The sequence below is a fragment of the Aeromonas sp. Y318-3 genome (genome assembly GCF_027706185.1).
GTDB lineage: Bacteria > Pseudomonadota > Gammaproteobacteria > Enterobacterales > Aeromonadaceae > Aeromonas > Aeromonas veronii.
On sequence record NZ_JAPDCN010000010.1, the window covers coordinates 142,202 to 165,657 of the forward strand.

Consider the following 23,456-nt stretch of genomic DNA (forward strand, 5'->3'; position numbering starts at 1 on the left):
TCACGCACGCTATCAGGGGTGCTGGATGATCAGGCTATGCTGATCTTCCAGCATGCTCTGCAGGATATCGTGGGACGAGGTGCTGGTGAGATTCCAGCTGGTCAGGTCCACATCCTTCAGGGTGATCTGCTGGGTCACATGACCATCCCCGGCTGGCGCCACCGAGAGGTTAACATCGCTCAGGCCATTGCTCCCCGTGGTCACCGAGGCTGAGAGATGCTTGAGCAGGTCATCGACACCATTGCCAGTGACCCCTTGCAGCATATCAGCCAGATCGATCTTGTCCCCTTGCTCCGGATGGAAGTCGGTGATGGTATCGATGGCGGGCTGCCCCTGACTCCCCTCATCCCCGTACTGCCAAACGAAGAGATCGCTGCCAGCCCCGCCGGTGAGGATGTCGTTGCCATGCCCCCCCAATAGACGGTCATCGCCGGAGGAACCAAACAGCCAATCCCCCTGATCGGAACCGACCAGCTCATGACCACTCTGGCCATGCACCGTGATGGTCTCAAGGGGCGTGCTGACGGTTGAACCGCCGACACTCGACTCGGCACTGATCCCCAGCACATGGTCACCGTCGCCAAAACCGCTGAAGTAGAGCGGAACCGAGTGATCGGCTGGGATCAGCCAGTCGCCATTGTTATCGGCATGACCGATGCTCTGACCATGCTCATCCTGCACCTGCGCCCCATTCAGGCCGCTGATGCGGATGGAGAGTTCACCGGAGGCCGGATTGACCACGCTGGCATTGATGCCAAGGGGGATAACGGCCCCCTGCAAGGCATGGAACGCATGCTGATCCACCGTCAGACCCGGCATATCCGGCTCGGGAGTGACCGTGATGGTCACCTGATCGGTGTCGCTCAGAGAACCGCCCGCACCGCTGTTGCCCTGATCGGAGGTAGTAACGGTAAGGGTATCCTCTCCCCAGAAATCTTTGGCCGGTTCATAGTGCAGGTTGCTTGCCAGCAACTGGTTGAGATCAGCCAACGACCCCACCAGGGTGATCTCGCTGGTACCCGCCCCCTGCACCATCACGGCACCGGTTGCACCCAGCAAGGTCAGTACACCATGTTCGACCCGCAGCACCATGGATACAGGCGCACTGCCTGCATCCACATCCTTCACGCTGACACCGGAGAGCGACAGGGAGCCATCTTCCTTCACCGTCATGCTGCCAAGCAGCTGATTGACCGGCGCATCGTTGACCGGCTGCACCTCGATGGGCAGCACATCGGTATCGCTGAGTGCCCCGCCACTACCCGTGTTCCCCTGATCGTTGGTGACCATGGTCAGGGCGTCATTGCCGTAGAAATCACTGTTGCCCTGATAGGTGACCCCACCAGAGAGCAAGGCATTGAGATCGGCCAGCGTGCCGGTCAGCACCAGCGAACCGGTGCCGTTGCCGACTACCGTCACGCCGCTGCCAGCAGGTAGCGTCAGGGTGCCATGTTCCACCGACAGGGTGATCTTGATGGGACTGTTGCCCGCATCCACATCTTTCACCTGCAAACCGTGGATGACGAAGGGCTGATCTTCCTGCGCGACCTGAGGGGTCGTTGGCAATACGTTGATTGGCGCATCGTTGACCGGGCTTACATCCACATGGATGGTGCCATTGACCTCGGGACCGAGGGCGCCGTTGTCGAGGCTCTGGGCCGTGATCTTGAGATCCAGTGCACCGTTGGCATCATTGGTCACCAGCTCGACAGCACCCAGCTTGCCTCCCTCGGTAGTGACCTGCCAGCGACCGCCACCCAGATCAACAACCGTCCCCGCCACGCCATTTGGCAAGCGGATCTCGGCACCATCAGGCACCCCTTCGATAGTGACCCGCACCTGCTCGGGCTTGTTCTCATACACATTACCCGCACTGCCGCCGGTTGGCTGGGTATCCCGGGTCTCCAGCCCCAGATCCAGAGTAATCACATCCCCTTCGGTACCGCTCGCCTGACCCTGAATGTCGGCGATAAGGGCATCCCCCACCGGATTAACGGTAACGGTAAAGCTGCCACTGGTTTCGAGCGGGATGGTGAGCCCCTTGTCCAAGGTAAAGGCGCTGAGTGACAGATCCACGGTGCCGCTGAAATCAGCTGGCGGGATCAGGGTCAGCTTGGAGAAATCGGTCCCCACCGGGATCTGCCAGACGCCGCCGCCATTGTTGACCGCCGGAGCCGACAGGGTGAAGCCATCCGGTACCCCCTTGATCTGCAGCGCGACGATCTGCTCCGAGCCATCGTTATCGATTAGGGTTGCGCCAAATCCGGCAAGGTTGACCGTGCCATCCTCGCTCCCCGTGACGCTACGCACCGAAAGCTGGGCCGGATCGTTGACCGGTCTCACCTCAAAGCCGACCTGTCCGCTCCAGCTGCCGCTGTCAGTCACCTGCTGGCCGCCGACCAGCGCGGTATCGACGATATCGACCTTGATGTCGAGCGGTACCTGACCGCTGAAATGCTCTTTGGGCACAAACACCAAATCCTTGAGGGCTGCCACATCGTTGACCACCAGGGTGTTGACCGGCTTGCCGCTGCCATCGAGGAAGTAACCATATTTCGCATCCACCGTGATGGTGACCCGCTCCACGGTTTCGAGGCCGCCGCCCGCGATGGAGGGACTGATATCGGCCAGTTTCACCGAGAGATCGAGGTGGATCTCGCTATCTTCCAGATTGTCCGGCTGCCCGTCCTGGTTGGTGTCCTGCACGGTCAGTGTCAGTTCCGGATGCTCGCCACGGCCACCATTCACATCGACCACGGGGGCCACATCGACCCGTACCGTGCTGCTGTCAACCTTGATGTCGCCACTGGCGGTATCGGTATTCACCACCTTCACCTCGATATTGAGCGAACCGGCAAAGTCTTGCGGCAAGCCGAGGGTCAACCCTTCCAGGCCCGCCAGTGACGGCGGCACCTTGATGACGTACTCACCGGTCGAGATGTTGTACTCGGCCCCGCTGATGGTGACGCCCGCTGGCAGCCCCTTGAGGACAATGGTCACCTCGTCGCTCGCCTGGTCGGCGGCGCCGATATGGATCACGCCTTTGAGCTGCTGACCAAAATCAACCCGGATATCCTCCTTGCCCACCAGCACGGCGTTGTCGTCGATATCGACAGTCGCCGCCGGCGTCTTGGGCGTCACTGGCTGGTTCTCAAATTCGGCGCTGGTTTCCAGGCTCACTTTGACATGGGCACTGGCATCGCCATCGTCGCCCCGGTCGATAACCATGGCATCGATGCGGATCGGTTCGACCTTGCCGACAAACCCGTCCGGCGCATGCAGCTTGAAGCTGCCGAGGTTGCCCGCCGGCACGATCCAGCTGCCGTTACCGTTGTTGATACCGCCAACCACAACGAACTGATCGCCTGCACCACCGTTCAACACCGGCAGGTTGATCACCAGATAGTCGATCTCCTCCACGCTCGAGGGATCGAGGTCGGTAAAGACGAAGCGTCCAGTCAGGTCTATATCAGCACCGCTCTGCCCCACGAGAGCTCCACCGCTCTGGGTCAGCACGCCATCGGGCTCCACCACGGCCTGGATATCGACATGCAGATTGCCATCGATCACCTTCTCGGCCACCGCGCCCGAATCCACATCATGCTGGGTCACGGTGACATGGCTCTGGATATTGGTATCCCGATCGCTATCCTCCGGTGCCTTCACCAGCAGTTGCCCCCCGTTGAGCAGGCTGTCGAGCTGGGTGGCTGTCAGGGTGACCTTGCCACTGACCACGGTCAGCGGACTCTCGACACTGCCGACTCGCAGCCAGATCTGGTAGCCATCTTCCACCCCGGAGAGACTCAGTGCCGTGACCTTCTCGGCGCCGTCAGTAAGGGTCGGATGCCAGTCCAGCACGGTAAACTGATCTTCCAGGCCATGGCTGGTCTTGCTGTAGTCGGTGGCGTCAATCTCCGGTTCAACCTTGATATGCAGCGGCACATCGAAGCTCTTGTGATCGCCATCGTTCTCGGTCACTACCACCTTGGCGATCAGGTTCAAATCCGCCGTGCTGTTATGGGGCGGCTGAATAAGCAGGTTGCCAAAATCGGAGACATCGACCTGATAGGTCGGCTTGCCATGTGCGTCGAGTCCGGCAAAGGTGAGGGTCAGCTCCTTGCCATTGGTATCAAAGACCCGGGCACCTTCCGGCAGCCCTTGCAGCACCACGTTGAGGCTCTCGGAAGTATCGTGTGGGGTATCGACCCACTCGCCCGAGGTGAGGGTAAAGTTGAGCGGTGCCCGTCCATCCTCGCCCACTGTGATGGCATAGCCTGTCCCTTCGGCCTCCCAGCCGGTATTGCCAAGCTCGAAGTGAGGCTGATCCACCACCCCCACCAGATCCACATGAAGGGTCTGGGAGCCGGTCTCCTTTTCGTTCACCACGGTATGGGTCTGGCCGTTGGCATCGGTCAAGGTCGCCGTGTCTTTCACCACCCCCTTGATGGTCAGATCGAAATCGACGTTGCTGTTTTTCGGCGGTTGCAGCTTGAGTTCGCCAATCCGATCAAAAGGAACCTCATAGTAACCGGCTATGTTTTGTGCAACGGCGGAACCACCCAGCAACAAGGTTGCACCGTCAGGCAGACCACTGATGCGGACAAACATCTGCTCGGAGCCATCGAGTTTGTCACCCAGATGAGCAAGGGCAATCTTGCTGCCCAGATCGAGCAGGGTGTCTTCCTTGCCCTGAATGTCACGCACGGTGAGCTTGGCGTCATCGGCCACCGGATTGACGTTGATCACCAGATCAATTTTGTCTCCCTGCGCCGTACCCTGACCCTGAACGATCGGGTTCTTCTCGGTGCTGATCGGCGTCACCGACAGCTTGATGTCACCACTGAAATCCTTGCCGGGAACCACAGTCACCTTGTTGATGTCGCCAGCAGCCACCGTATAGAGGCCGTTTGCCCCCGGGGTAAGCACCTTGCCGTTCAGGGTAAGCGTCCCCTGACCCGACTCCCACTTGATCTGGTAGCTCAGTGTTTCGGAGCCATCGATGTCGGTGAGAGTGGCCTTCACATTGAGAGCGATGCCAGTGCTGTCTTCATTGGTGGTGTAGTGCTGATTTGTGCTCGCTCCATCCCAGAGTGGCTTGTCGGCAATACCTTGCACCGTGATGTCCAGATTGCCGGTGAGCACCGGGGGCTTGCTCCCCTCGGTGACGCCCACCTGCAACTGCACCGGGAAGCGCAGCGGATTGCCACCGAGGTCGTAGTTCGAGTAGTCGTGGTTAGGCACGAAGGTGACACCGGTGAGCTGGAACTTGTCGTTGGTGTTGGCCACCGCCACCATGGCCTCAGGCGGCACCTGATACCAGGTCTTGCCACCCAGGGTAATGGTGGTCAGCGCGACACCGTTGAAATAGAAGGTTCCCTGGGCATTGGCAGGTGCCTGGATAAGCAGCTGCTCCACATGCTCACCCCGATCGAAATCCCCCACATCCAGATTCATGGTAATGGGGATCCCCTGGCTAGGATCGGTTGCTCCGGCATCCTCCTGGCCGGTGACGGCGCTCACGCTGAGCGTGCCAGCCTCGTCCCGGATGGTCAGGGTCAGGACCCCATCATCGATATCCCCGTCACCGTCCATCAGGTGGAACTCAATCTGCTGCACCAGAGTGTTGTTGCTGTGATCAATGCCCGACCTGGCAGTGAAGCTGTAGTTACCCTCGGCATTGATCACCAGAGTGCCGATGACTTGTCCTGTGCCATCTGTTACCGAGATGGTGGTATTGCCCGCTGCGGCGATGGGGTGCTCGGTGCCATTGATGGTGACCGATTTCACTACTGCATCGTCCGCCCCCTCACTGGCGGTGGCCAGCAGATCGCCGGTCACTTTCGCTCCTTCATTCAGGGTCTTGTTCGCATCCACGGCGACGGGCACATCATCCTGCACGCTCACATGACCAATCACTTCTGCGCTGAGGTCTCCATCACTGTCCCGCGCCTGTAACGGCAGCTGGATATCCAGCAGATCCTTGCCCTGAGCCCTGTGATCCAGATTGCCGATGAGCTCGAAGGTGTAGCGGCCGGAGACATCCAACGTCAGCTTGAAGATGAGCTTGCCTGCGCTGTCCTTGCCAAGATAGACACCCGGCTGGCTATCGGCGCCAATGGTGACAACCTTGCCCCCCGACGTGAGGGTGTTGAGGGCGTTGAAACGGGCCACATCCAATTGCAGAGAAGCCACCCGGTCGCTCCCGGCGGCAATCGCCACCTGACCGATGGCAACTTCTCCCCTGCCTGAGGGACTTGTGCCACTATGCTGGCCACTGCCCCCATTGAGATCCGACTCCTTGACGGTGACCCCCTCGATAGATGTGATCACGGGATTGTCAGCATCGGTGATCACCGCAGTGGTACTGCCAGTGATCACGCTGCCATCGCTGTCGGTTACCTTGATTGGCAAGGTCAGGTTGAGTTTGTTATCCGCCCCGTGATCCAGGTTGGTATGCACCGTCACCTGATAACCTATCTCTGCGCTGGTATGAGCGGCGATGGTGGCAGGGACGGTGGGGATGGAGACCGTCATCACTACAAGACCGCCACTGGTCACCGCCTGGAAGGTGTGGCCATCGGTGCCAACCGCTTTCCAGGTCAGGGTTTCGCCGTTATGGGTGATGGGCTTGCCGCTGGCATCCATAACCTGACCGAAGAGGGTCAGTCGCACATCGGTCACCGGATCCGAGTCAGCCTTGATGGTGATCTTGCCGCTCGCCTGCTGGTCATCCACGGCCGAGTTGGCGCCATCGAAACGCCCTTCGCTTAAGGTGACGCCAGTCAGGGTGAGGGTCGGTTTCTCCCCCTCCCCAATCTGGATATTGAGGGTGCCGCTAGTGCTGTCGTTGTTGCCGCCCGCCTTGTCGTAGTCGTTGACGATCACCTTGATGGGCAGCTCGGTCACGGCGTTGCCGCCCTGATGAAGCCCCTGATAGAGGGTGACCTGATAGTCAAACCCGTTCTTGCCCGCCTGATCGAGGCTGCCAATCAGCTTGACCTCAAACACCTCGACCCGCTGGCCATCCACCATCACATAACCCTTGATGAGCTGGCTACCGGGGATGGCGGAGTCCCCATCAACCAGCTCGTATTTGACGGGCTGGCCAAGTGCAGTGAGCGCCGGTTGCTGGCTGCCATCGGCAAACACCACCTCCACCACCCGATCCGACCCGGCTTGCACATCGAAGTGACCGGTTTGACTCAAGCTGTTGCTGCCGGTGAGGTCCCCCTCATCCAGGGACACGCCTTTGCCCGGGATAAAGCTTGGGGCCTTGCCATCCACGATGGTGAGCGGCAGCGTGGTACCAATGCGATCGCCATCCTTGTCAGCCAGCGTGACGGCAAGCGGCAGGTTGAGGGATTCACTCCCCTTGTGATCCAGCTCGCCGCTCAGGGTGACCTTGGCGGTGACGCTCCAGTTACCGTTGTTATCGACCAGGCTCAGCTCGGCGCGCAGCACCACCTGGCCACCGGCGGTTCCGACCAGCTGGCCGGTTGCGGGATCGATGGTGAAAGTAACCGGGTTGCCGTGGCTGGTGAGTCCGGTCAGGGTGCTCTGAATAGCGGCGATATCAAAGCCGAGGGTGTTGGGGTCAAGGGCATCGCTGCCGTGCGCGACCGAGAAACTCATGGTGCTGACCGCTGCCGTCTCCCCTTGCGCCTTCTCGGTAATAGTGGTGCCGGTCACGGCAGAGATGGTCGGATTGGCACCATCACCCACCGCCACGGTAATGGTGGAGGAGACCTTGTCACCATCGCTGTCGAGCAGGGTAAAGCCCGCCTTGAGCAGGCTGTCGGCACTGCCCTGATCCAGCGGTTGATGGAGGGTGAAGCTGTATTTGCCATCGTTATCGAGGGTCAGCTCAAACACCAGCTTGCCATCTGGGGTACGCCCCTCGATACGATGGTCGGCCACCGTGATGGTCACGGCCTGCTTGCCCGAGGTGAACCCTTGCAGCCCCGGCTGATTGGCATCGAAAGTGATGCTGGCCAGCGGATCGCTGCCCGCAGTGATAGCCAGATCGCCGTCAAGGGTCTGGCCCTGCTGCCAGTTGCTATCTTCGGTGAGCGTGAGGGAGACAGGATTAACCTGCGGCAAGGCACCATCGCTAATGGTGATATTGAGGGTGCCGAGATTGCTCTTGTCGCCGTCAAAATCTGAGCCCTGTACCTTCAGGCCAAGGTTGAGGCTGTTGGTCGCTTCCGGCTCGTCAAACACCCCGGTCAGGGAGACGCTGTATTTGCCATCCAGCCCGATGGTAACAGTGAGGATCGTCTTGCCCTGCCAATCCTTGACGATCAGCTGGTTGTCCTGAACCTCGTAAGTCGTCGCCTTGCCCTGGCTGGTGAGCCCCGCCAAAGCCGGCTGGCTCGCCTCAAAATTGAGGGAGACCAAACGATCGCTCCCCACCGTCACCGGCAGTTGGCCATCGATGCTCTGGTTGCCCCCCTCTTGCAGGGCGACCCCCTTGTCGATGCCCAATGCGGGATCACTGCCATCATTGACGGTCAGGGTCAGGTTGGCGCTGGTGCTGTCGCCATCGATCTCGTTGGCGCTCACCTGCAAACCGAGGGAAAGCGTGTCGCTGCCCTGATGATCGAGCGGGCCGGTGAGGGTGACCACTACCCGCCCAGCCAGATCGCTGCCCTGCTGCTCAGCCTTCAATTCGGCGCGCAGCACCTCCACCCGTTGACCACTGCCATCCAGGTAGTAACCCACCAAGGTGCGATCATCGGCAAATTCAAAGGTCAGCGGATGACCATCGCTGGCAAGACCCGAGCCGTTGAGGGTAGTCAGGGTGCTGCTCTGATTGCTGAACACCAACGACTCTACCAGCAGAGGATCGGCGGTGTGTTTGACTACAAAGCTGCTCTCGCCCACCACGGCGGCGCCGTTGGTAAAGGCATCTTCGGTCAGAGGAATGGCCGGGATCTCGAAGCTGGGCGGATTACTGTCCACCAGATTGATCACCAGCGGCGCCTTCACCAGATCGCCGTCGCTGTCGCGATATTCGAGGTTAAACGGCAGGCGCAACGCGTCCTGACCGTGATCCAGGCTCTGACTCCAGACGATGCGGTAGCTGCCGTCATTGTTGAGGGTCAGGGTGAAGATAGTCGCCCCACCGGCACTGGCGGTCAGGGTCTGACCGTTGATGGTATAGCCAAGAGGCGCGCCATGGCTGACGAGCCCCAGCCCTTCCAAAGCACTCTGGTCGGCGGCGAACTGGACTTGCAGATTGCCATCCTGGCCAGCACCGGTATTGAGGCTACCGGTCGCGGAGATCGGGCCACCGGCCAATCCGGCTTCGGAGAGCGTCAGGGTCTCGCTCTGACCGATCAGCGGTGCCCCATCGCTGGCGCTATTGCCCGCCAGATCGGTGACACTGGCACGCACTTCAAAGGATTGATTGATACCGGAGAGATCAAGACCTGATACCTGCCAGCGGCCATCGGCCCCCACCAGTGCCGAGGTGGTCAACAGCGGCTGGCCATTGCTGTCGACCAAAGTGATGATGACACTCTGACCCGCTTCCACATTGCTGGTGGAGCCGCTCAGGGTGGCGCTGCTGTTGCCAAACAGGGCTGCGGAATCGAGATCATCGATATCGATAAAGGCCTGGGTATCGACATTGATAACGAGGGTATCGCTGGCACGGTTGCCGGCAATATCCACGGAATTGACCTGAAACTGGTACTGGCCATCGGCCAGGGTCTGCGGCAGCTGATATTGCCAGTTACCGGCGGCATCCACCGTCAGGACGGTGAGCACGCTACCGCCAAGGCTCAGGGTTACGGTGGCACCGGGCTCCCCCTTTCCTTGCAGCAGCGGGGTATTGTCGCGGGTCAGATCATCGATCTGGCTGGCGCCGGTGTCGCTCTCATCGGCGAGATCGAGGGTAATGGTGGTGATGGTATCAAGCAGAGTCTGTCCGGTGTCGCTGGCATTGTTGCCCGCCTGATCCTGGGTGTTGGCCACAATCTGCAACGGGCCATCCACCAACTTGCCGGTCACATCGCCAAAATTGGCTTCCCACACCAGGCCGGGCAGCACCACGGTCGTCACCGTCAGTGAATTTCCCGCCTGATCGATAAGGATCACAGTGACTGGCTGGCCTACCTCCACATCATCCACCACACCACGAATGATGACGCCAGCCGCTTCATCGGCGTTGATAATGTTGTCGCTGGTTTGGGGCTCGGTGATGGTGATGGCGGCAAAGAAATCGCGCTCTTCGGAAAACAGCAGCTCATCGCCGACAGGTTGCACCGCATGGTCGGTATCAAAACCGGCCTCGGCCAGGGTGGCATCGTTGGTACGCTCGACCACCACAAAACCACCCGAGCTGGAACCGGCCACACCACCGATATTGCCCGCAGCGGCTGCGTTGCCGGCGGCGGTCTCCTGGAACAATTCGGTCGGGTCAATACCCTGACGGATCGCCTCTTGCAACGAGGCCAGTTCCGGATCAGTCGGTTGTCCATCAGCAGCAGGCTCAGGTTTGGCGGCCATATCTTGCTCACCAGCAGGATCACTGCCCGGCTCGGCTAGTTGAAAGTGGCCACCTTGGGCAGCTTGCAGGCGATCCCCCGGCTGCAATGCCATCCCCACCTTTGCTCGTATGACAGATCCATCTGCACTGATGACAAACACGGAGCCCTTGAGTTGGGTGATCACCGTGGACTTTTCAATTTGCAACTCTGCCATACAACCTCCAGCAAAACCTTAACCACCAACATCAGTACCTACAGGGCACTTGTCTGTTCAATAATCATACCGCACCAGACTAAGTGGGTCTTTTCGCTATTTTCGACAATGATTGCCATAAAATGGCCATAACTTACAAGATTGTGCATCTAACAGGCCCTTTTTAATAAAATGAGATTTGGATGAACCCAATTCAATCACCTTTATTAACAGGTCTATCAGACTTCATGTGACCATTTCTGTCGTTTGACGATAAATCCACTGCAGCCTCAATAAATGGATCATAATCCGAAGGTCAAAAGCTCACACCACAACACCGCAGATTTGCATATTTAGTCAATTATTAGCATAAGACATTACCAAAATCTGTGAACAATACGGCAGCAATCAGGATCAGCAGCAAAAAGTGCCAGTACGCAACTGTATCGATCAAACTCCTGCCATCGAATGCTCGGCAGTTAACAAGAAGTTGAGTTTCCATAAAATTTAATCCAGATCTCATTTCAGCGATCAATCCTGTTCACCAATTGATCTGGCACAACTCTCCCTCCGATAAATCATCATTAAATTTACCTATTTGTTAGGGTAACCCTCGAGCAATCATATATTGCGCGGTTTTATTCACCCGCAAGCGAATGTCTGCCCACCCCGCCGGACGGGGGGAAGATCCACACCAAGATGGAACGGGTCAGACGAGACCAAAACATTTATCTGGGAGTGATAAACGTGGGTTCACAACACAGGCATATCAAACTGGGCCTCGCCACCCTGCTGCTGACTACCAGCCTTGGCACCAGCGGCTGGGCACAGGCAGATGACGCAACCACCAAGGGCAAGATAGAGGCGCGCAGCGAGCTGTTCGCCAAGGATCACGCCGATCAGTTCACCAGCTGGCAAGCCACCAGCGAAAGCAAGGAGCGCACCGATGCGCTGGCGGAAGATCCCAATATGGTGGTGTTGTGGGGCGGTTACCCCTTCGCCAAGGATTACAACAAGCCGCGCGGCCACTTCTATGCGCTGACCGACGTGCGGGAAACCCTGCGTACCGGCGCCCCGAAAACAGCCGAAGATGGTCCGCTGCCCATGGCCTGCTGGAGCTGCAAAGGCCCGGATGTGGCCCGCGTTATCAACGAGAAGGGTGAGGATGGCTACTTCAAGGGGATGTGGGCCAAAGGCGGGCCGGAAGTAGTCAACACCATCGGCTGCGCCGACTGCCACGACACCGCCTCGAAGGAGTTCAAGGAGGGCAAACCTGCCCTGCACCTCTCCCGTCCCTATGCCGATCGGGCCATGACCGCCATCGGCAAGCCGTTCAAGGATCAGGGGCGCTTTGATCAGCAGTCCCAGGTGTGCGGCCAGTGCCACGTGGAGTACTACTTCAGCGGCCCCACCAAGGCGGTCAAATTCCCCTGGGACAAGGGCACCACGGTTGAGCAGATGGAGGCCTATTACGATGAAATCGGCTTTGCCGACTGGACTCATGCCCTCTCCAAAACCCCCATGCTGAAAGCCCAGCACCCCGAGTACGAAACCTGGCGCGCTGGCATTCACGGCCAGAACAACGTCGCCTGTGTCGACTGCCACATGCCTAAGGTGCAGAACGAGCAGGGCAAGGTCTACACCGATCACAAGGTGGGTAACCCCTTCGATCGCTTCGAGCAGACCTGCCGCAACTGCCACACCCAGAGCAAGGAGATGCTGCAAGGGATTGTCAAACAGCGCAAAGAGGCGGTGATCGAGACCAAGCTGAAGGTCGAGAAGCAGCTGGTACACGCCCACTTTGAAGCCAAGGCGGCCTGGGATGCCGGCGCCACCGAGGCAGAGATGAAGGATATTCTGCAGGACATCCGTCACGCCCAGTGGCGCTGGGACTACGCCATCGCCTCCCACGGGGTGCAGATGCACGCCCCCGAAGTGGCCCTCAAGGTACTTGGCAGCGCGCTGGATAAAGCCGCTGACGCCCGCACCAAGCTGGCGCGCCTGTTGGCCAGCAAGGGGATCAGCCACGAAATCGCCATCCCCGACATCTCCACCAAGGAGAAAGCGCAAGCGGCCCTTGGCATGGATATGAAGCAGTTCAACAGCGACAAGGCCCAGTTCCTCAAGACCACGGTCCCCGCTTGGGATGCCGAGGCTAAAGCGGCCGGACGGCTGGCACAGTAACGGCGCCTGCGGGCCCGGCGCCAAGTCGGGCCCGCAGCGGATGGAGGCTTCCTATGGGTGATTTAACGATGGATTTTTTACGACTGATGCTGATGGCAGCCATGCTGCTCACCAGCCTGCAGGGTCAGGCGGCCGAGTCAGCAGCAGCCCCTGTTCCAGCTACACATGAGGTGGAATTTTTACGCAATCCCGACAAGGCCTGTACCGACTGTCACAAGGAACAGAGCGAAGGGATGCACGGCAAGCATGGTCAGGCGACCAATCCCAACAACCTCAAGCCGGTGACCTGCACCAACTGCCACGGCCAGCCCTCCCCCCAGCACCGGGAAGGGGTCAAGGATGTGATGCGTTTTAGCCACAGCCTGAAGGATAAAGAGAGCATCAAGCTTTATCCCATCAGCGAGCAGAATGGAGTCTGCATGAGCTGCCACGAGCCCAAAGAGCTGCGCGAGGCGCTCTGGGCCCACGATGTGCACGCCACCAAGCTCACCTGCACCAGCTGTCACCAGTTGCATCCGGCCAAGGAGCCCATGGTGGGGATCCCGGAAAAATCCCGAATCAAGCTCTGCGTCGACTGCCACAGCAAGCAGCATGAGGCCAGCAAGGCCCGGCAGGAGCAGTCCAAACCGGCTACCGGCAAGGAGGCCTCATGAGCTGCTCTCGCCGTGACTTTATGGCGGGCATGGGCGCGGGGGCCCTTATCATGATGACGGGGACTGCTCGTGCCAACACCCGCTCCCTTGCCACCCCCATCGCCCACAGCCAGACCATCGACGGGATACGCTATGGCATGATCCACGATGAGACGGCCTGCATCGGCTGCACCGCCTGCATGGACGCCTGCCGGGAGGTAAATCAGGTGCCACAGGGGGTCTCGCGCCTCGAGATCATCCGCTCAGGCCCTATCGGTGAATTTCCCGATGCCGAGTACCGCTTCTTTCGCAAATCGTGCCAGCACTGCGACAACGCCCCCTGCGTACACGTCTGCCCGACCGGTGCCTCCCATATCCGCAAGGAGGATGGCATCGTCGACGTCAACCCGGATCTCTGCGTCGGTTGCATGTATTGCCTGGCCGCCTGCCCCTATCAGGTGCGCTTTATCAACCCGGTCACCCGAGTGGCGGACAAGTGCGACTTTTGCCGCAAGACCAACCTGGCGGCGGGCAAGGAGCCGGCCTGCGTGGAATCCTGCCCCACCAAGGCGCTGGTGTTCGGTAATCTGGATGATCCGGACAGCCCCATCGCTCAACGGCTGGTGAAGGAGACCACCTATCGCTACAAGCAGGCGCTCGGCACCTCGCCCAAGATGTACCGCGTGCCCAAAGGGGAGATAACGTCATGACCATGCAAGCGGCATTTTATTTTCCCTCCCTTATCTGGGGATTTGTCCGATCGCCATCTACCGCAGTAACAGAGGGAGGAATGGATCATGTTGCATGACGCATTTCACTTCCCTTCCCTTGTCTGGGACTGGCCCATCGCTATCTATCTCTTTCTGCTCGGCATCTCCGCCGGGGCCACCACCCTCTCGGTGCTGTTGCGCCGCAAGGGGGCAGGCAGCGAGAGCGGCATCATCAAAGCGACCGCCATTCTGGCGCCGGCAAGCGTGATATTGGGGCTGCTGATCCTTATCTTCCATCTGGCCCGCCCCTGGACCTTCTGGAAGCTGATGTTCCACTATCAGTTCGACTCAGTGATGTCGATGGGGGTCATGCTGTTTCAGCTCTATATGGCGGTGCTGTTCGCCTGGCTGGCGGTGGTGTTTCGCACCGAGATCGAGACAATGCGCAGCCGGTTGCTGAAAGAGAAGTTCGCTTTTGTGGATGGGCTGATTGGCTGGCTTGCCCGCATCGAGCGGCTGCTGGCCCCGCTGTTGCTGCTGCTTGCCGTGCTGCTGGGGGCCTACACAGGCTTTCTGCTCTCTGCGCTCAAGACCTATCCGCTCTTGAACAACCCGGTGCTGCCAGTGCTGTTTCTGGTCTCGGGTATCAGCTCCGGCATCGCCTCCACCATCTTGCTGGCGGTGACGATCTTCAAGGAGAACCATCACAGCCAGGGGGTGAGCTTTGTCCATCGCTTCGAGCGGCCGGTGCTGGCGATGGAGGTATTGCTGCTGGTCTGCTTCTTTACCGGCCTCTACTTCGGTGGCGGCCAGAAAGAGGTGGCGATGTGGGCCGCCATCGGCAGCGGCTTCTGGGCTCAGGTGTTCTGGCTCGGGGTGGTGGGCATCGGCATGCTGCTGCCCCAACTGCTGGCCCTGCTGACCCCGGCGCCCCTGCGGGAGCGCAATGGCCATCTGGTGCTGGTCTGCAGCCTGACACTGGTGGGGATCCTGCTGCTGCGCTACTTCGTGCTTTATGCTGGCCAGATGACGGTAGTTTAAAAACCGGTTCACGCTCCTGTTGCGAGGCCGTGATCAAGGCTCATGTGCTGCTCGGAATCCTCATGTATTCACATACACTCCGGTTCCTGCGCTGCTCTTTACCTTGCTGACGACCTCTCACGACGGATCGTGAACCGGTTATTGAAAGCTGGGGATAAGCACCAGCCACCTTCGGGTGACTGGCGCTTATTTGTGGCGATGAGTTTTTGCGATTGGTTGTTGCCAGGAGTGTGGATGTTATCCCCCAGCGCCGGTACGGTGCAGACGCTGCGGCATAACATAGACGAATGATTGACCGGAGGTTATGTGCTGGCGGAGCTCGGCTATCTCTCACTGTTGCTGGCGGCGGCACTCTCCTTGCTGCAGGGCACACTGCCTTGGCTGGGATTACGGCTCGCCTCCCCGACTCTGCTGCGCAGCGCAGCGCCGCTGGCGCTGATCAATGCCGTCCTGCTATTGGCCTCCCTGCTGCTGCTCGCCAGCTGCTTTGGCCAGGATGATTTCACCGTCAGCTATGTGGCCCAGCACGCCAACAGTGCCCTGCCGCTGGGCTTCAAGCTGGCGGCGGTGTGGGGCGGCCATGAAGGCTCCATGCTCTTTTTCGTCTTTGCGCTGGGGCTGTGGGGCGCTCTGGTGGCCCTTTGCTCCAGGCGGGTCGATCCGCTTATTACAACCCGGGTATTGGCCATCATGGGGCTGATCGTCGGGCTCTTCGGCCTCTATACCCTGATCTTCTCCAGCCCGTTTGACCGCCAGTTTCCGGGGCCGCAGGAGGGGCGCGATCTCAACCCCATGCTGCAGGATATCGGCCTTATCATTCACCCGCCCCTGCTCTATCTCGGTTACGTCGGCTTTGCGGTCAACTTCGCCTTCGCCATGGCGGCGCTCCATTCGGGCAGACTGGATGGCGCAGTGACCCACTGGAGCCGCCCCTGGGCGCTCGGCTCCTGGGTGTTTCTCACCGCCGGCATAGTGCTGGGCTCCTGGTGGGCCTATTACGAACTGGGCTGGGGCGGCTGGTGGTTCTGGGATCCGGTAGAAAACGCCTCCCTGCTGCCCTGGCTGCTCGGCACTGCATTGCTGCACGCTCTTGTCGTCTGCGAGAAGCGCGGCGCCTACGGCCACGCCGTGCTGTTGCTCTCCATCTTCACCTTCGCCTTGAGCCTGCTCGGCACCTTCGTGGTGCGCTCCGGGGTGCTCACCTCGGTGCACGCCTTTGCAGTGGATCCCAACCGGGGGCTCACCCTCTTGCTGCTGCTCGGGCTGCTGTTAACCTGCGCCCTCACCCTGTTTGCCCTGCGCGCAGACATTCGCGCCCCCTATGCCCGCTTTGGCTTGCTGTCAAAAGAGGGGCTGCTCGGCGCCGCCATCCTGCTGCTCTGCGTGGCCTGCGCCAGCGTGCTGCTCGGCACCTTCTACCCCATGGTGTTCCAGTCACTTCATCTGGGCTCGCTCTCGGTGGGCGCCCCCTATTTCAATGCCATCTTCGTACCGCTTGCCCTCTGCCTGATGGCGCTGATGACCCAGCTGCCACGCCTGCGCTGGCAGCAGCTTGCGACACATTCCCGACTAAACGCTCTGTTGCCGCCGCTGTTTGGCCTGCTTGGCGGCGGGCTCATTAGCCTTGCCTATCTGGAACAGGGATCGTTTTCCGGTAACTGGAACGGCATCCTCGCCAATATGGTGAGCCTCTGGCTGATGGCCAGCCTGCTGCTCCCGCTCTTGCAACCGACGTCGCTGCGCGAGTTCACCCTCAATCGGTTTGGCAGTCTGCTGGCCCACCTCGGGGTGGCGGTGTGTGCCCTCGGCATCGCTCAGGTGAGTCACCACAGTCAGGAAGGGGGCACAGTGCTTGGTGCCCACCAACCCTACCAACTCGGCGCGTTCGAATTTCGCTATGAGGGGCGCGAGCCGGTGATCGGCCCCAACTATACCGCCGAGCGGATCACGCTTAGCGTGCACAAGAGCGGTAAAGAGGTAGCGCAGCTGACACCGGAGCGGCGCCACTACAGCGTGCGCACCATGAACATGAACGAACCGGGCATTACGTGGGGAATGCTCGGCGATCTCTACGTGGTACTGGGTGAGAAGATGGGACCAGATGCCTATGCCATGCGGCTGCACTACAAGCCGCTGGTGCGCTGGATCTGGTTCGGCGGCCTGTTGATGATGGCGGGCGGCACCCTGCGTCTGCTCGCCCGTCGCCCCTTGCTCGCCTCCCGTTCCGTTATGGTTGGCACCTCCCATCACCCGCTCGAACAGGAGGCGTTATGAGATCCCGCCTGCGCCTCTTTCTTCCACTGCTGCTGACCCTGGGCCTCGGCACCCTGCTCTGGCTCGGCCTTGGCAACAATCCCTACAGCCAGGATGACGCGACGCTCGGACGTACCCTGCCTGCGTGGCAGAGCGACAATCTGCTGGATGGGAGTCCGATCCAGACCGCCAGCCTCAAGGGGGAGCCCTTTGTGCTTAACGTCTGGGCCAGCTGGTGCGCCAACTGCCGCGCTGAACATCCGCTGCTCAGCGAGCTCGCGGCAACAGTGCCCCTCTACGGTCTCAACTACCGGGACAAGGGGGATGCGGCCCGCGCCTGGCTTATCCAGGCGGGCAACCCCTATCGCGCCGTGCTGGCCGACCCCGACGGCAAACTGGCCCTTGAGCTCGGTGTCTACGGCACGCCTGAGACCTATCTGTTTGATGCCGATGGCACCCTGCTCGCCCGCCATACCGGCGAACTCACCAAAGGGATCTGGCAACGCCAGTTTGCCCCCCTGCTCGACCAGGCGCGAACGGACGCACAGATGAAGGCCGCCACAACGGCACCCGCGATTGCGCCATCTATTGCGCCATCTATTGCAACATCAGCTCGGGAGACACAGCCATGATGTGCCGTTCTCTTGCCTGCTCCCTGCTGGCCCTCGGCATGCTGCTGAGTGCCACTGCATATGCCAGCGGGGTCGATACCTATGAGTTTCGCCACCCCGAGCGGCAGACCCGCGCTCAGGAATTGGCCCGCGCCCTGCGCTGCCCCCAGTGCCAGAACCAGAACCTGGTGGAGTCCAATTCCCCCATCGCGCGGGATCTGCGGCTAGAGGTCTACCGCTGGGTGGACGAGGGGCAGAGCGATGAGCAGGTGATCACCCGCATGACAGAGCGCTTCGGCGATTTCGTCCGTTACGCTCCCCCCTTCAAGGCCAGCACTGCGCTGCTGTGGGGCGGTCCCCTGCTGCTGTTGGGGCTGGCGCTGTTGACCCTGTTTCGCCGCCTCACGCGCACACAGGTACAAACCATCCCTGTAGCCAAGGCCATCCATGAACCCGCCGCCGATCCCCGCAGCGAATTGAATTGGCTGATCATGCACGGGGAGCAGGCAGGCCTCGCCCCCGACCAACCACTCTACAGGGAGCTGAGCGCCGCCCGCCTGGCCAACGCCATCCCGTCGGCTGAGCTGGCCCTGCGCGCGCAACTGGCCAGCCAGCGTGACAATCGCGGCCGCAATAACCAGCACGGGCGGGCCTTGTTGCTGCTTGGCATCATGGCCATCGCGGCCGTTGCCGCTGTGTATTTCAGCAGCGGCCGCTATCAGGCATGGCAGGATTATGCATCCCGTCCCGATCCGCTGGCGGGGTTGAGCCCGCGGGATCTGCAAGACAAGGAGCTGGGGAGTCTGCATCAGAAGCTTCAACGCAGCCCCGCCGATCTCGACAGCTGGGCGGCGCTCGGCCAGCTTTATCTCTATCGGGGTGAATATGACAACGCCCTGCTCGCCTATAAGCGTATTGCCCTGCTGGAGGGGGGCGCCAGTGCAGCGACCCAGGCCGCCCAAGCCACTGTACTCTACTATCAGGCAGGCCAGCAGCTGACTCCCGAAGCAACCCGCCTGCTGGAGAGTGCCCTCAAGCAGGACGCGGGGGAAGTGAGCGCCCTGATGCTGCTCGCCTCCGATCACTTCCTGCATGGTCGCTACAGTCAGGCCATTGCGCTGTGGCAGCAACTGCTCGATGGCGAGCGCCCTCGTATCAACCGGGCCGCGCTGATCGAGGCGATCCAGACGGCAAGCATAATGGGGGGCTGACCGCCTCCTGTCACTTTGGCCCTCCCCGTCGGCACAGACCAGTGCCGACCGTAAAATCACTTGCCACTCTGACTCGTCCGCCAAACAATACGGCTCTCTTTGGCCAACCTCTGGAGTCACATCATGATCCCCATTCGCTGCAAGGCCGTCTCTGGCGTTGCCCTTACCACTGTCGATGGCGAAACCAAATTGATGGTGATGAAACGGGTCAAGGGGGGCTTCTGGTGTCATGTGGCGGGCACGATGGAGGCGGGTGAAAACGGCTGGCAGACCATTATTCGGGAGTTTGGCGAAGAGACGGGTATCCGGGTCACCGAGCTCTACAACGGCCAGTATCTGGAGCAGTTTTACGATGCCGCCTTGAATACGGTGGAGGTGGTGCCGGTCTTTGTGGTCTATTGCCCGGCCAATCAGGCGGTGACCCTCAACGACGAGCACACCGAATATCGCTGGTGTTCTCTGACCGAAGCCAAGGCGCTGGTGAGTTTCCCCGGCCAGAAGGCGCTCTACGACCATATCTGGCACCACTTTGTCGACAACGCCCCCTCTCCCCTGATGCGGGTCGATATCCGCTGACCGCGCACAACTTCCCCCTGTAGATACAACACGCCCCCGGATGGGGGCGTGTTGTATCTAAAGCCAGCCATGCGCTTTTGTTAGACCAAGCAGATGGCCTACGGCCGCTCGCCAGCCGCCAGACGGCGGTTGATATCGGCGATAACCGGGGCGATGTCGGCCAGGGTATCAATCACATAGTGTGCCCCCGCCGCCCGCAGTTTGGCCTCGGCCGGTGCGCGCCGGGCGGCGATCTCTGCCTCGCTCATGGCGGCAAACTCGTCCCAGGTGGCACCAAACTCGTTGCCGGAAACCGACAATCCCACCGTCCACATGCCCGCGTTAAGCCCTTCGCTGATACCCGGCACGGCGTCATCCACCTTGATGCAGCGATGCACGGCGCTTATTCCCAGCTCAATCACGTTGGCCAGCGCCATCCAGGGACCGGGGCGACCACCTGCCTTGAGATCGTCGGTGGCGACCCAGTGATCCGGCCGATAGCCGTGATCGGCAGCCGCTGGTACCAGCGCCTCCATCACCGGACGGGGGTAACCGGAGCATGAGCCGATACGCAGCCCCTGACCCCGCAGAGCATCCAGCACTGGCAACACGCCGGGGATGGGGGCGGCAAAGCGGGTCACGGCGGCAATCTGCAGCGGCATAAAGGTGTGATAAATGTGGTCCACCTCGGCGTGGCTCATAGGATGGCCGAAGCGAGCCTGCCAGCGCGCATCCACCGAGGGCAGACGGCCCAGCGCGGCGATATGATCCCACTTGCCAAGGCCCATAGGCTGGCGCGCCTCATCCAGGGTCACGGGGAAGTCATAGGCGCGGGCGAAGGCCTCGACAAAGATGGAGGTGGGGGCGAAGGAGCCGAAATCGACGACGGTACCGGCCCAGTCGAGGATCAGCGCCTCCACGTCGGTGGTCGGGTGAATGGCAATCTGCAAGTCAGTCATGGTGGTGTTCCTGTTTCGGTGAAAGTGCGATCTCGCCCAATGCGCGATCGAGAATGGTGATGGCGCGCACCAGATCGGCGCGGGTGATATTGAGCGGTGGCGAGAGCTGGATAACGTTCCCTTGGGAGACCTTGAAGCTGAGCCCCAGCTCCAGACAGCGGTAGAGCAGCCGCTCGGCGGCTTGGCTATTGCGGGCGCGACTCTGATGATCGACCACCAGATCGAGCGCCCAAAGCATACCGATACCGCGCACCTGCCCGATCAGCGGGTGACGTTCGGCCAACTTGCCGAGCTCGGCCGCCATAAAACGGCCATCCTCCTGCGCTTTTGCCAGCAACCCCTCTTCGCGGATGGTACTGATGGTAGCGAGCGCCGCCGCGCAGCCGATAGGGCTCTTCTCGTGGGTGTAGTGACCGAGTGAAATAGCTGCGGCCTGATTGAACCGGTCGCGGGTGATGAGAGCTGCAAACGGCACTACCCCGCCCCCCAGCCCCTTGCCCAGACAGATGATGTCTGGCTCGATGCCGAACTCTTCAAAGCTGAACCAGTGGCCGGTGCGCCCCAGGGCGTTGGGGATCTCGTCGACGATCAGCAGCACCTTGTGGCGATCGCAGATCTCCCGCACCCGCTGCCAGTAGGCCTTCGAGGGCACCTGCACATCGGTGTTGCGGATAGGTTCGGCGATAAAGGCGCCGATCCCTCCCTCCTTCTCGATGACGTACTCCAGATAATCGGCGTAGTGCAGGTCATCACCCTCCCCGCGGTACCAGACACCGCGATAACGGGTGGGCGGCGGGATGCGCTCCACTCCGGCCATCAAGGGGCCCATACCGGCGCGAAAACAGGCCTCGCCGCCGACCGAGATGGCATCGAGGGAGGCGCCGTGAAAGGCATCCCACAGGGATACCACCTTGCTGTTGCCGGTGATGAAACGGGCGAGCTTCAGGGCAATCCCCACCACCTCGCTGCCGCCGGGGGCGAACAGCACCCGGTTAAGATCGCCGGGGGCCAGCTCGGCCAGGGTGCGGGCGCAGTCGATGGCAACCTGATGGGTGTAGCGGCGGGGCGCAAACGGCAGATCGGCGAGTTGCTGCTGCACCGCGGCCACCACCCTGGGGTGACCGTGGCCCAGCTGATGGACGCTGTTGCCGTGGAAATCGAGATACTGTTTGCCCGATACACTGGTCAACCAGCTCCCCTGCGCGCGCTCAAGCAGATCCAGACAGGGGGTAGAGAGCGCCTGATGGAGGAAATAGCGGCTATCCTCCGCCAATCCGGCCCGTACATCTTCGCTCTGGTCGGCCCACCAGCGCGCCCGCCCCTCGCCGAGGTTGATATCCCCTTCGCTGTCGGCACGGCCGCTGCCGTGCAGCTTATGGTCATGCAAATCGCGGCCACGCAGATCACGACCCTGAGCCAGCATGCTGGTCATTGCGCGTCCCCTTGCCAGTAACAGGCGCTGGCCATGGCGGCGAGCAGCTCGCGCACCCGCTCCGGGGTCACATCGCCGATATTGCCAATCCGGAAGCAGTCGGCCTGGGAGACCTTGCCCGGGTAGATGACAAAGCCCTGCGCCTTGAGCCGCAGGTAGAAGTCGGCGAAGCGGTAATCAGGGTGGGTCGGAGAGTAGAAAGCGGTGATGATGGGAGATTGCCACTGTTCTGGCAGCAGTGGCGCAAAGCCGAGGGCAGCCATCCCCGCCACCAGCGTGCGCTGATTTTCACTGTAACGCTGATGGCGGGCGGCGATGCCCCCCTCCTCGTCCAGCTCGCGCAGCGCCTGGGCAAAGGCAAGCACGGTATGGGTGGGCGAGGTAAAGCGCCACTTGCCCCCTTGCTGCTCCATGGTCTGCCACTGGGCATGCAGGTCGAGGGAGACCGAGCGAGCACGACCGGCGCAGGCCGTCAGCGCGGCGCGGCGAGCGATGACAAAGCCAAAACCCGGCACCCCCTGAATGCACTTGTTGGCCGAGCTGATGAGAAACTCGATGCCAAGTCGCCCCATGTCGATGGGGATGCCGCCAAAGCTGCTCATGGCATCGACGATCAGGCGAATGCCGCGGCGCTGGCAGAGCGCAGCCACCTCCTCAAGGGGGTTGAGCATGCCGGTAGTGGTCTCGCAATGCACCGTGGCCAGATGGGTGATCTCGGGGTGGCGCGCCAGCATCGCCTCGATGGCGTCGGGTTCCGGGCGGATGGTCTCGCCGCAGTCCAGCTCATGGTGGCGCAGGCCAAGGCAGCGGGCCATCTCCCCCATGCGGGCACCGTAGGCGCCGTTGTTGATGATCAGTAGACACTCATCGACGCCGATCGCCGAGCCCAGCACGCTCTCCACCACATAGCTGCCACTCCCCTGCAGCAGCACGGCGCTGTAGTCACTTTGATATTCCGGGCCGGTGGCGAGGCGCACCAGCTCGCGGCGGATGGGCTCCACCACGCCCAGGTTGTAGTCCGCATCCCAGGTGCAGCTGTCTTGCAGCATGGCGGCACGCACAGTCGCGGTGGTCGAGAGGGGGCCCGGGGTCAGCAGCAGGTAATCGACGGCGGCGGGGGCCGCAGGAATATGGGTCATGACTTCGCTCCTTTTGGTATATACCAGAATGAGCGCATTGTGG

General features: G+C 60.9%; 12 protein-coding genes. 8 read left to right on the top strand and 4 right to left on the bottom strand.

Annotated features, from left to right (window positions below):
- Window positions 1–12 precede the first annotated feature (12 nt).
- Window positions 13–10,707 (bottom strand): retention module-containing protein, encoded by a 10,695-nt coding sequence (locus OKB77_RS15115; RefSeq protein WP_270817926.1) that lies wholly within the window; start codon window positions 10,705–10,707, stop codon window positions 13–15.
- 726 nt (window positions 10,708–11,433) lie between these two features.
- Here OKB77_RS15115 and nrfA point away from each other — a divergent pair.
- The 8 genes from nrfA (at window position 11,434) to OKB77_RS15155 (ending at window position 19,904) form a co-directional block, all read left to right on the top strand.
- A complete protein-coding gene (gene nrfA / locus OKB77_RS15120) occupies window positions 11,434–12,870 on the top strand; it encodes an ammonia-forming nitrite reductase cytochrome c552 subunit (RefSeq protein ID WP_404974338.1) in 1,437 nt (478 codons plus the stop codon).
- Between the two features lie 53 nt (window positions 12,871–12,923).
- On the top strand, window positions 12,924–13,523 hold the full coding sequence (gene nrfB, locus OKB77_RS15125) for a cytochrome c nitrite reductase pentaheme subunit (RefSeq protein WP_265776479.1): 600 nt from the start codon (window positions 12,924–12,926) through the stop codon (window positions 13,521–13,523).
- The gene (gene nrfC, locus OKB77_RS15130) at window positions 13,520–14,212 is read left to right on the top strand and encodes a cytochrome c nitrite reductase Fe-S protein (RefSeq protein ID WP_265776478.1); all 693 of its coding nucleotides are present in this window, start codon (window positions 13,520–13,522) and stop codon (window positions 14,210–14,212) included. Before nrfB ends, nrfC begins: the two co-directional genes overlap by 4 nt.
- Before the next feature lie 87 nt (window positions 14,213–14,299).
- Complete coding sequence (nrfD, locus tag OKB77_RS15135; protein WP_265776477.1) at window positions 14,300–15,253, top strand: cytochrome c nitrite reductase subunit NrfD; 954 nt, start codon at window positions 14,300–14,302, stop codon at window positions 15,251–15,253.
- A gap of 306 nt (window positions 15,254–15,559) precedes the next feature.
- A complete protein-coding gene (gene nrfE, locus OKB77_RS15140) occupies window positions 15,560–17,527 on the top strand; it encodes a heme lyase NrfEFG subunit NrfE (protein ID WP_265776486.1) in 1,968 nt (655 codons plus the stop codon).
- Complete coding sequence (locus tag OKB77_RS15145) at window positions 17,524–18,138, top strand: DsbE family thiol:disulfide interchange protein (RefSeq protein ID WP_244776063.1); 615 nt, start codon at window positions 17,524–17,526, stop codon at window positions 18,136–18,138. Before nrfE ends, OKB77_RS15145 begins: the two co-directional genes overlap by 4 nt.
- Window positions 18,135–19,328 carry a heme lyase NrfEFG subunit NrfF gene (gene nrfF / locus OKB77_RS15150; RefSeq protein ID WP_265776476.1) on the top strand — a complete coding sequence of 398 codons (1,194 nt, stop codon included), beginning with the start codon at window positions 18,135–18,137 and terminating at the stop codon, window positions 19,326–19,328. Before OKB77_RS15145 ends, nrfF begins: the two co-directional genes overlap by 4 nt.
- 123 nt (window positions 19,329–19,451) lie before the next feature.
- The gene (locus OKB77_RS15155; RefSeq protein WP_270817927.1) at window positions 19,452–19,904 is read left to right on the top strand and encodes an NUDIX hydrolase; all 453 of its coding nucleotides are present in this window, start codon (window positions 19,452–19,454) and stop codon (window positions 19,902–19,904) included.
- A gap of 98 nt (window positions 19,905–20,002) precedes the next feature.
- On the opposite strand, the gene phnX is transcribed toward OKB77_RS15155, so the two are convergent.
- Genes phnX through phnW form a run of 3 tightly spaced genes read right to left on the bottom strand, consistent with a single transcriptional unit; the run spans window position 20,003 to window position 23,413 of the window.
- On the bottom strand, window positions 20,003–20,842 hold the full coding sequence (gene phnX, locus OKB77_RS15160; protein WP_181223997.1) for a phosphonoacetaldehyde hydrolase: 840 nt from the start codon (window positions 20,840–20,842) through the stop codon (window positions 20,003–20,005).
- The gene (locus OKB77_RS15165) at window positions 20,835–22,274 is read right to left on the bottom strand and encodes an aspartate aminotransferase family protein (protein ID WP_265776475.1); all 1,440 of its coding nucleotides are present in this window, start codon (window positions 22,272–22,274) and stop codon (window positions 20,835–20,837) included. The genes phnX and OKB77_RS15165 overlap by 8 nt, the downstream gene beginning before the upstream one ends.
- On the bottom strand, window positions 22,271–23,413 hold the full coding sequence (gene phnW, locus OKB77_RS15170; RefSeq protein WP_270817928.1) for a 2-aminoethylphosphonate--pyruvate transaminase: 1,143 nt from the start codon (window positions 23,411–23,413) through the stop codon (window positions 22,271–22,273). Before phnW ends, OKB77_RS15165 begins: the two co-directional genes overlap by 4 nt.
- Window positions 23,414–23,456 lie beyond the last annotated feature (43 nt).

Excerpts from the sequence above, each read along its gene's own strand:
- OKB77_RS15115 (WP_270817926.1), bottom strand. The coding sequence starts at position 10,707 with ATGGCAGAGTTGCAAATTGAAAAGTCCACGGTGATCACCCAACTCAAG.
- nrfB (WP_265776479.1), top strand. The coding sequence starts at position 12,924 with ATGGGTGATTTAACGATGGATTTTTTACGACTGATGCTGATGGCAGCC.
- nrfC (WP_265776478.1), top strand. The coding sequence starts at position 13,520 with ATGAGCTGCTCTCGCCGTGACTTTATGGCGGGCATGGGCGCGGGGGCC.
- nrfD (WP_265776477.1), top strand. The coding sequence starts at position 14,300 with ATGTTGCATGACGCATTTCACTTCCCTTCCCTTGTCTGGGACTGGCCC.
- OKB77_RS15145 (WP_244776063.1), top strand. The coding sequence starts at position 17,524 with ATGAGATCCCGCCTGCGCCTCTTTCTTCCACTGCTGCTGACCCTGGGC.
- nrfF (WP_265776476.1), top strand. The coding sequence starts at position 18,135 with ATGATGTGCCGTTCTCTTGCCTGCTCCCTGCTGGCCCTCGGCATGCTG.
- OKB77_RS15155 (WP_270817927.1), top strand. The coding sequence starts at position 19,452 with ATGATCCCCATTCGCTGCAAGGCCGTCTCTGGCGTTGCCCTTACCACT.
- phnX (WP_181223997.1), bottom strand. The coding sequence starts at position 20,842 with ATGACTGACTTGCAGATTGCCATTCACCCGACCACCGACGTGGAGGCG.
- OKB77_RS15165 (WP_265776475.1), bottom strand. The coding sequence starts at position 22,274 with ATGACCAGCATGCTGGCTCAGGGTCGTGATCTGCGTGGCCGCGATTTG.
- phnW (WP_270817928.1), bottom strand. The coding sequence starts at position 23,413 with ATGACCCATATTCCTGCGGCCCCCGCCGCCGTCGATTACCTGCTGCTG.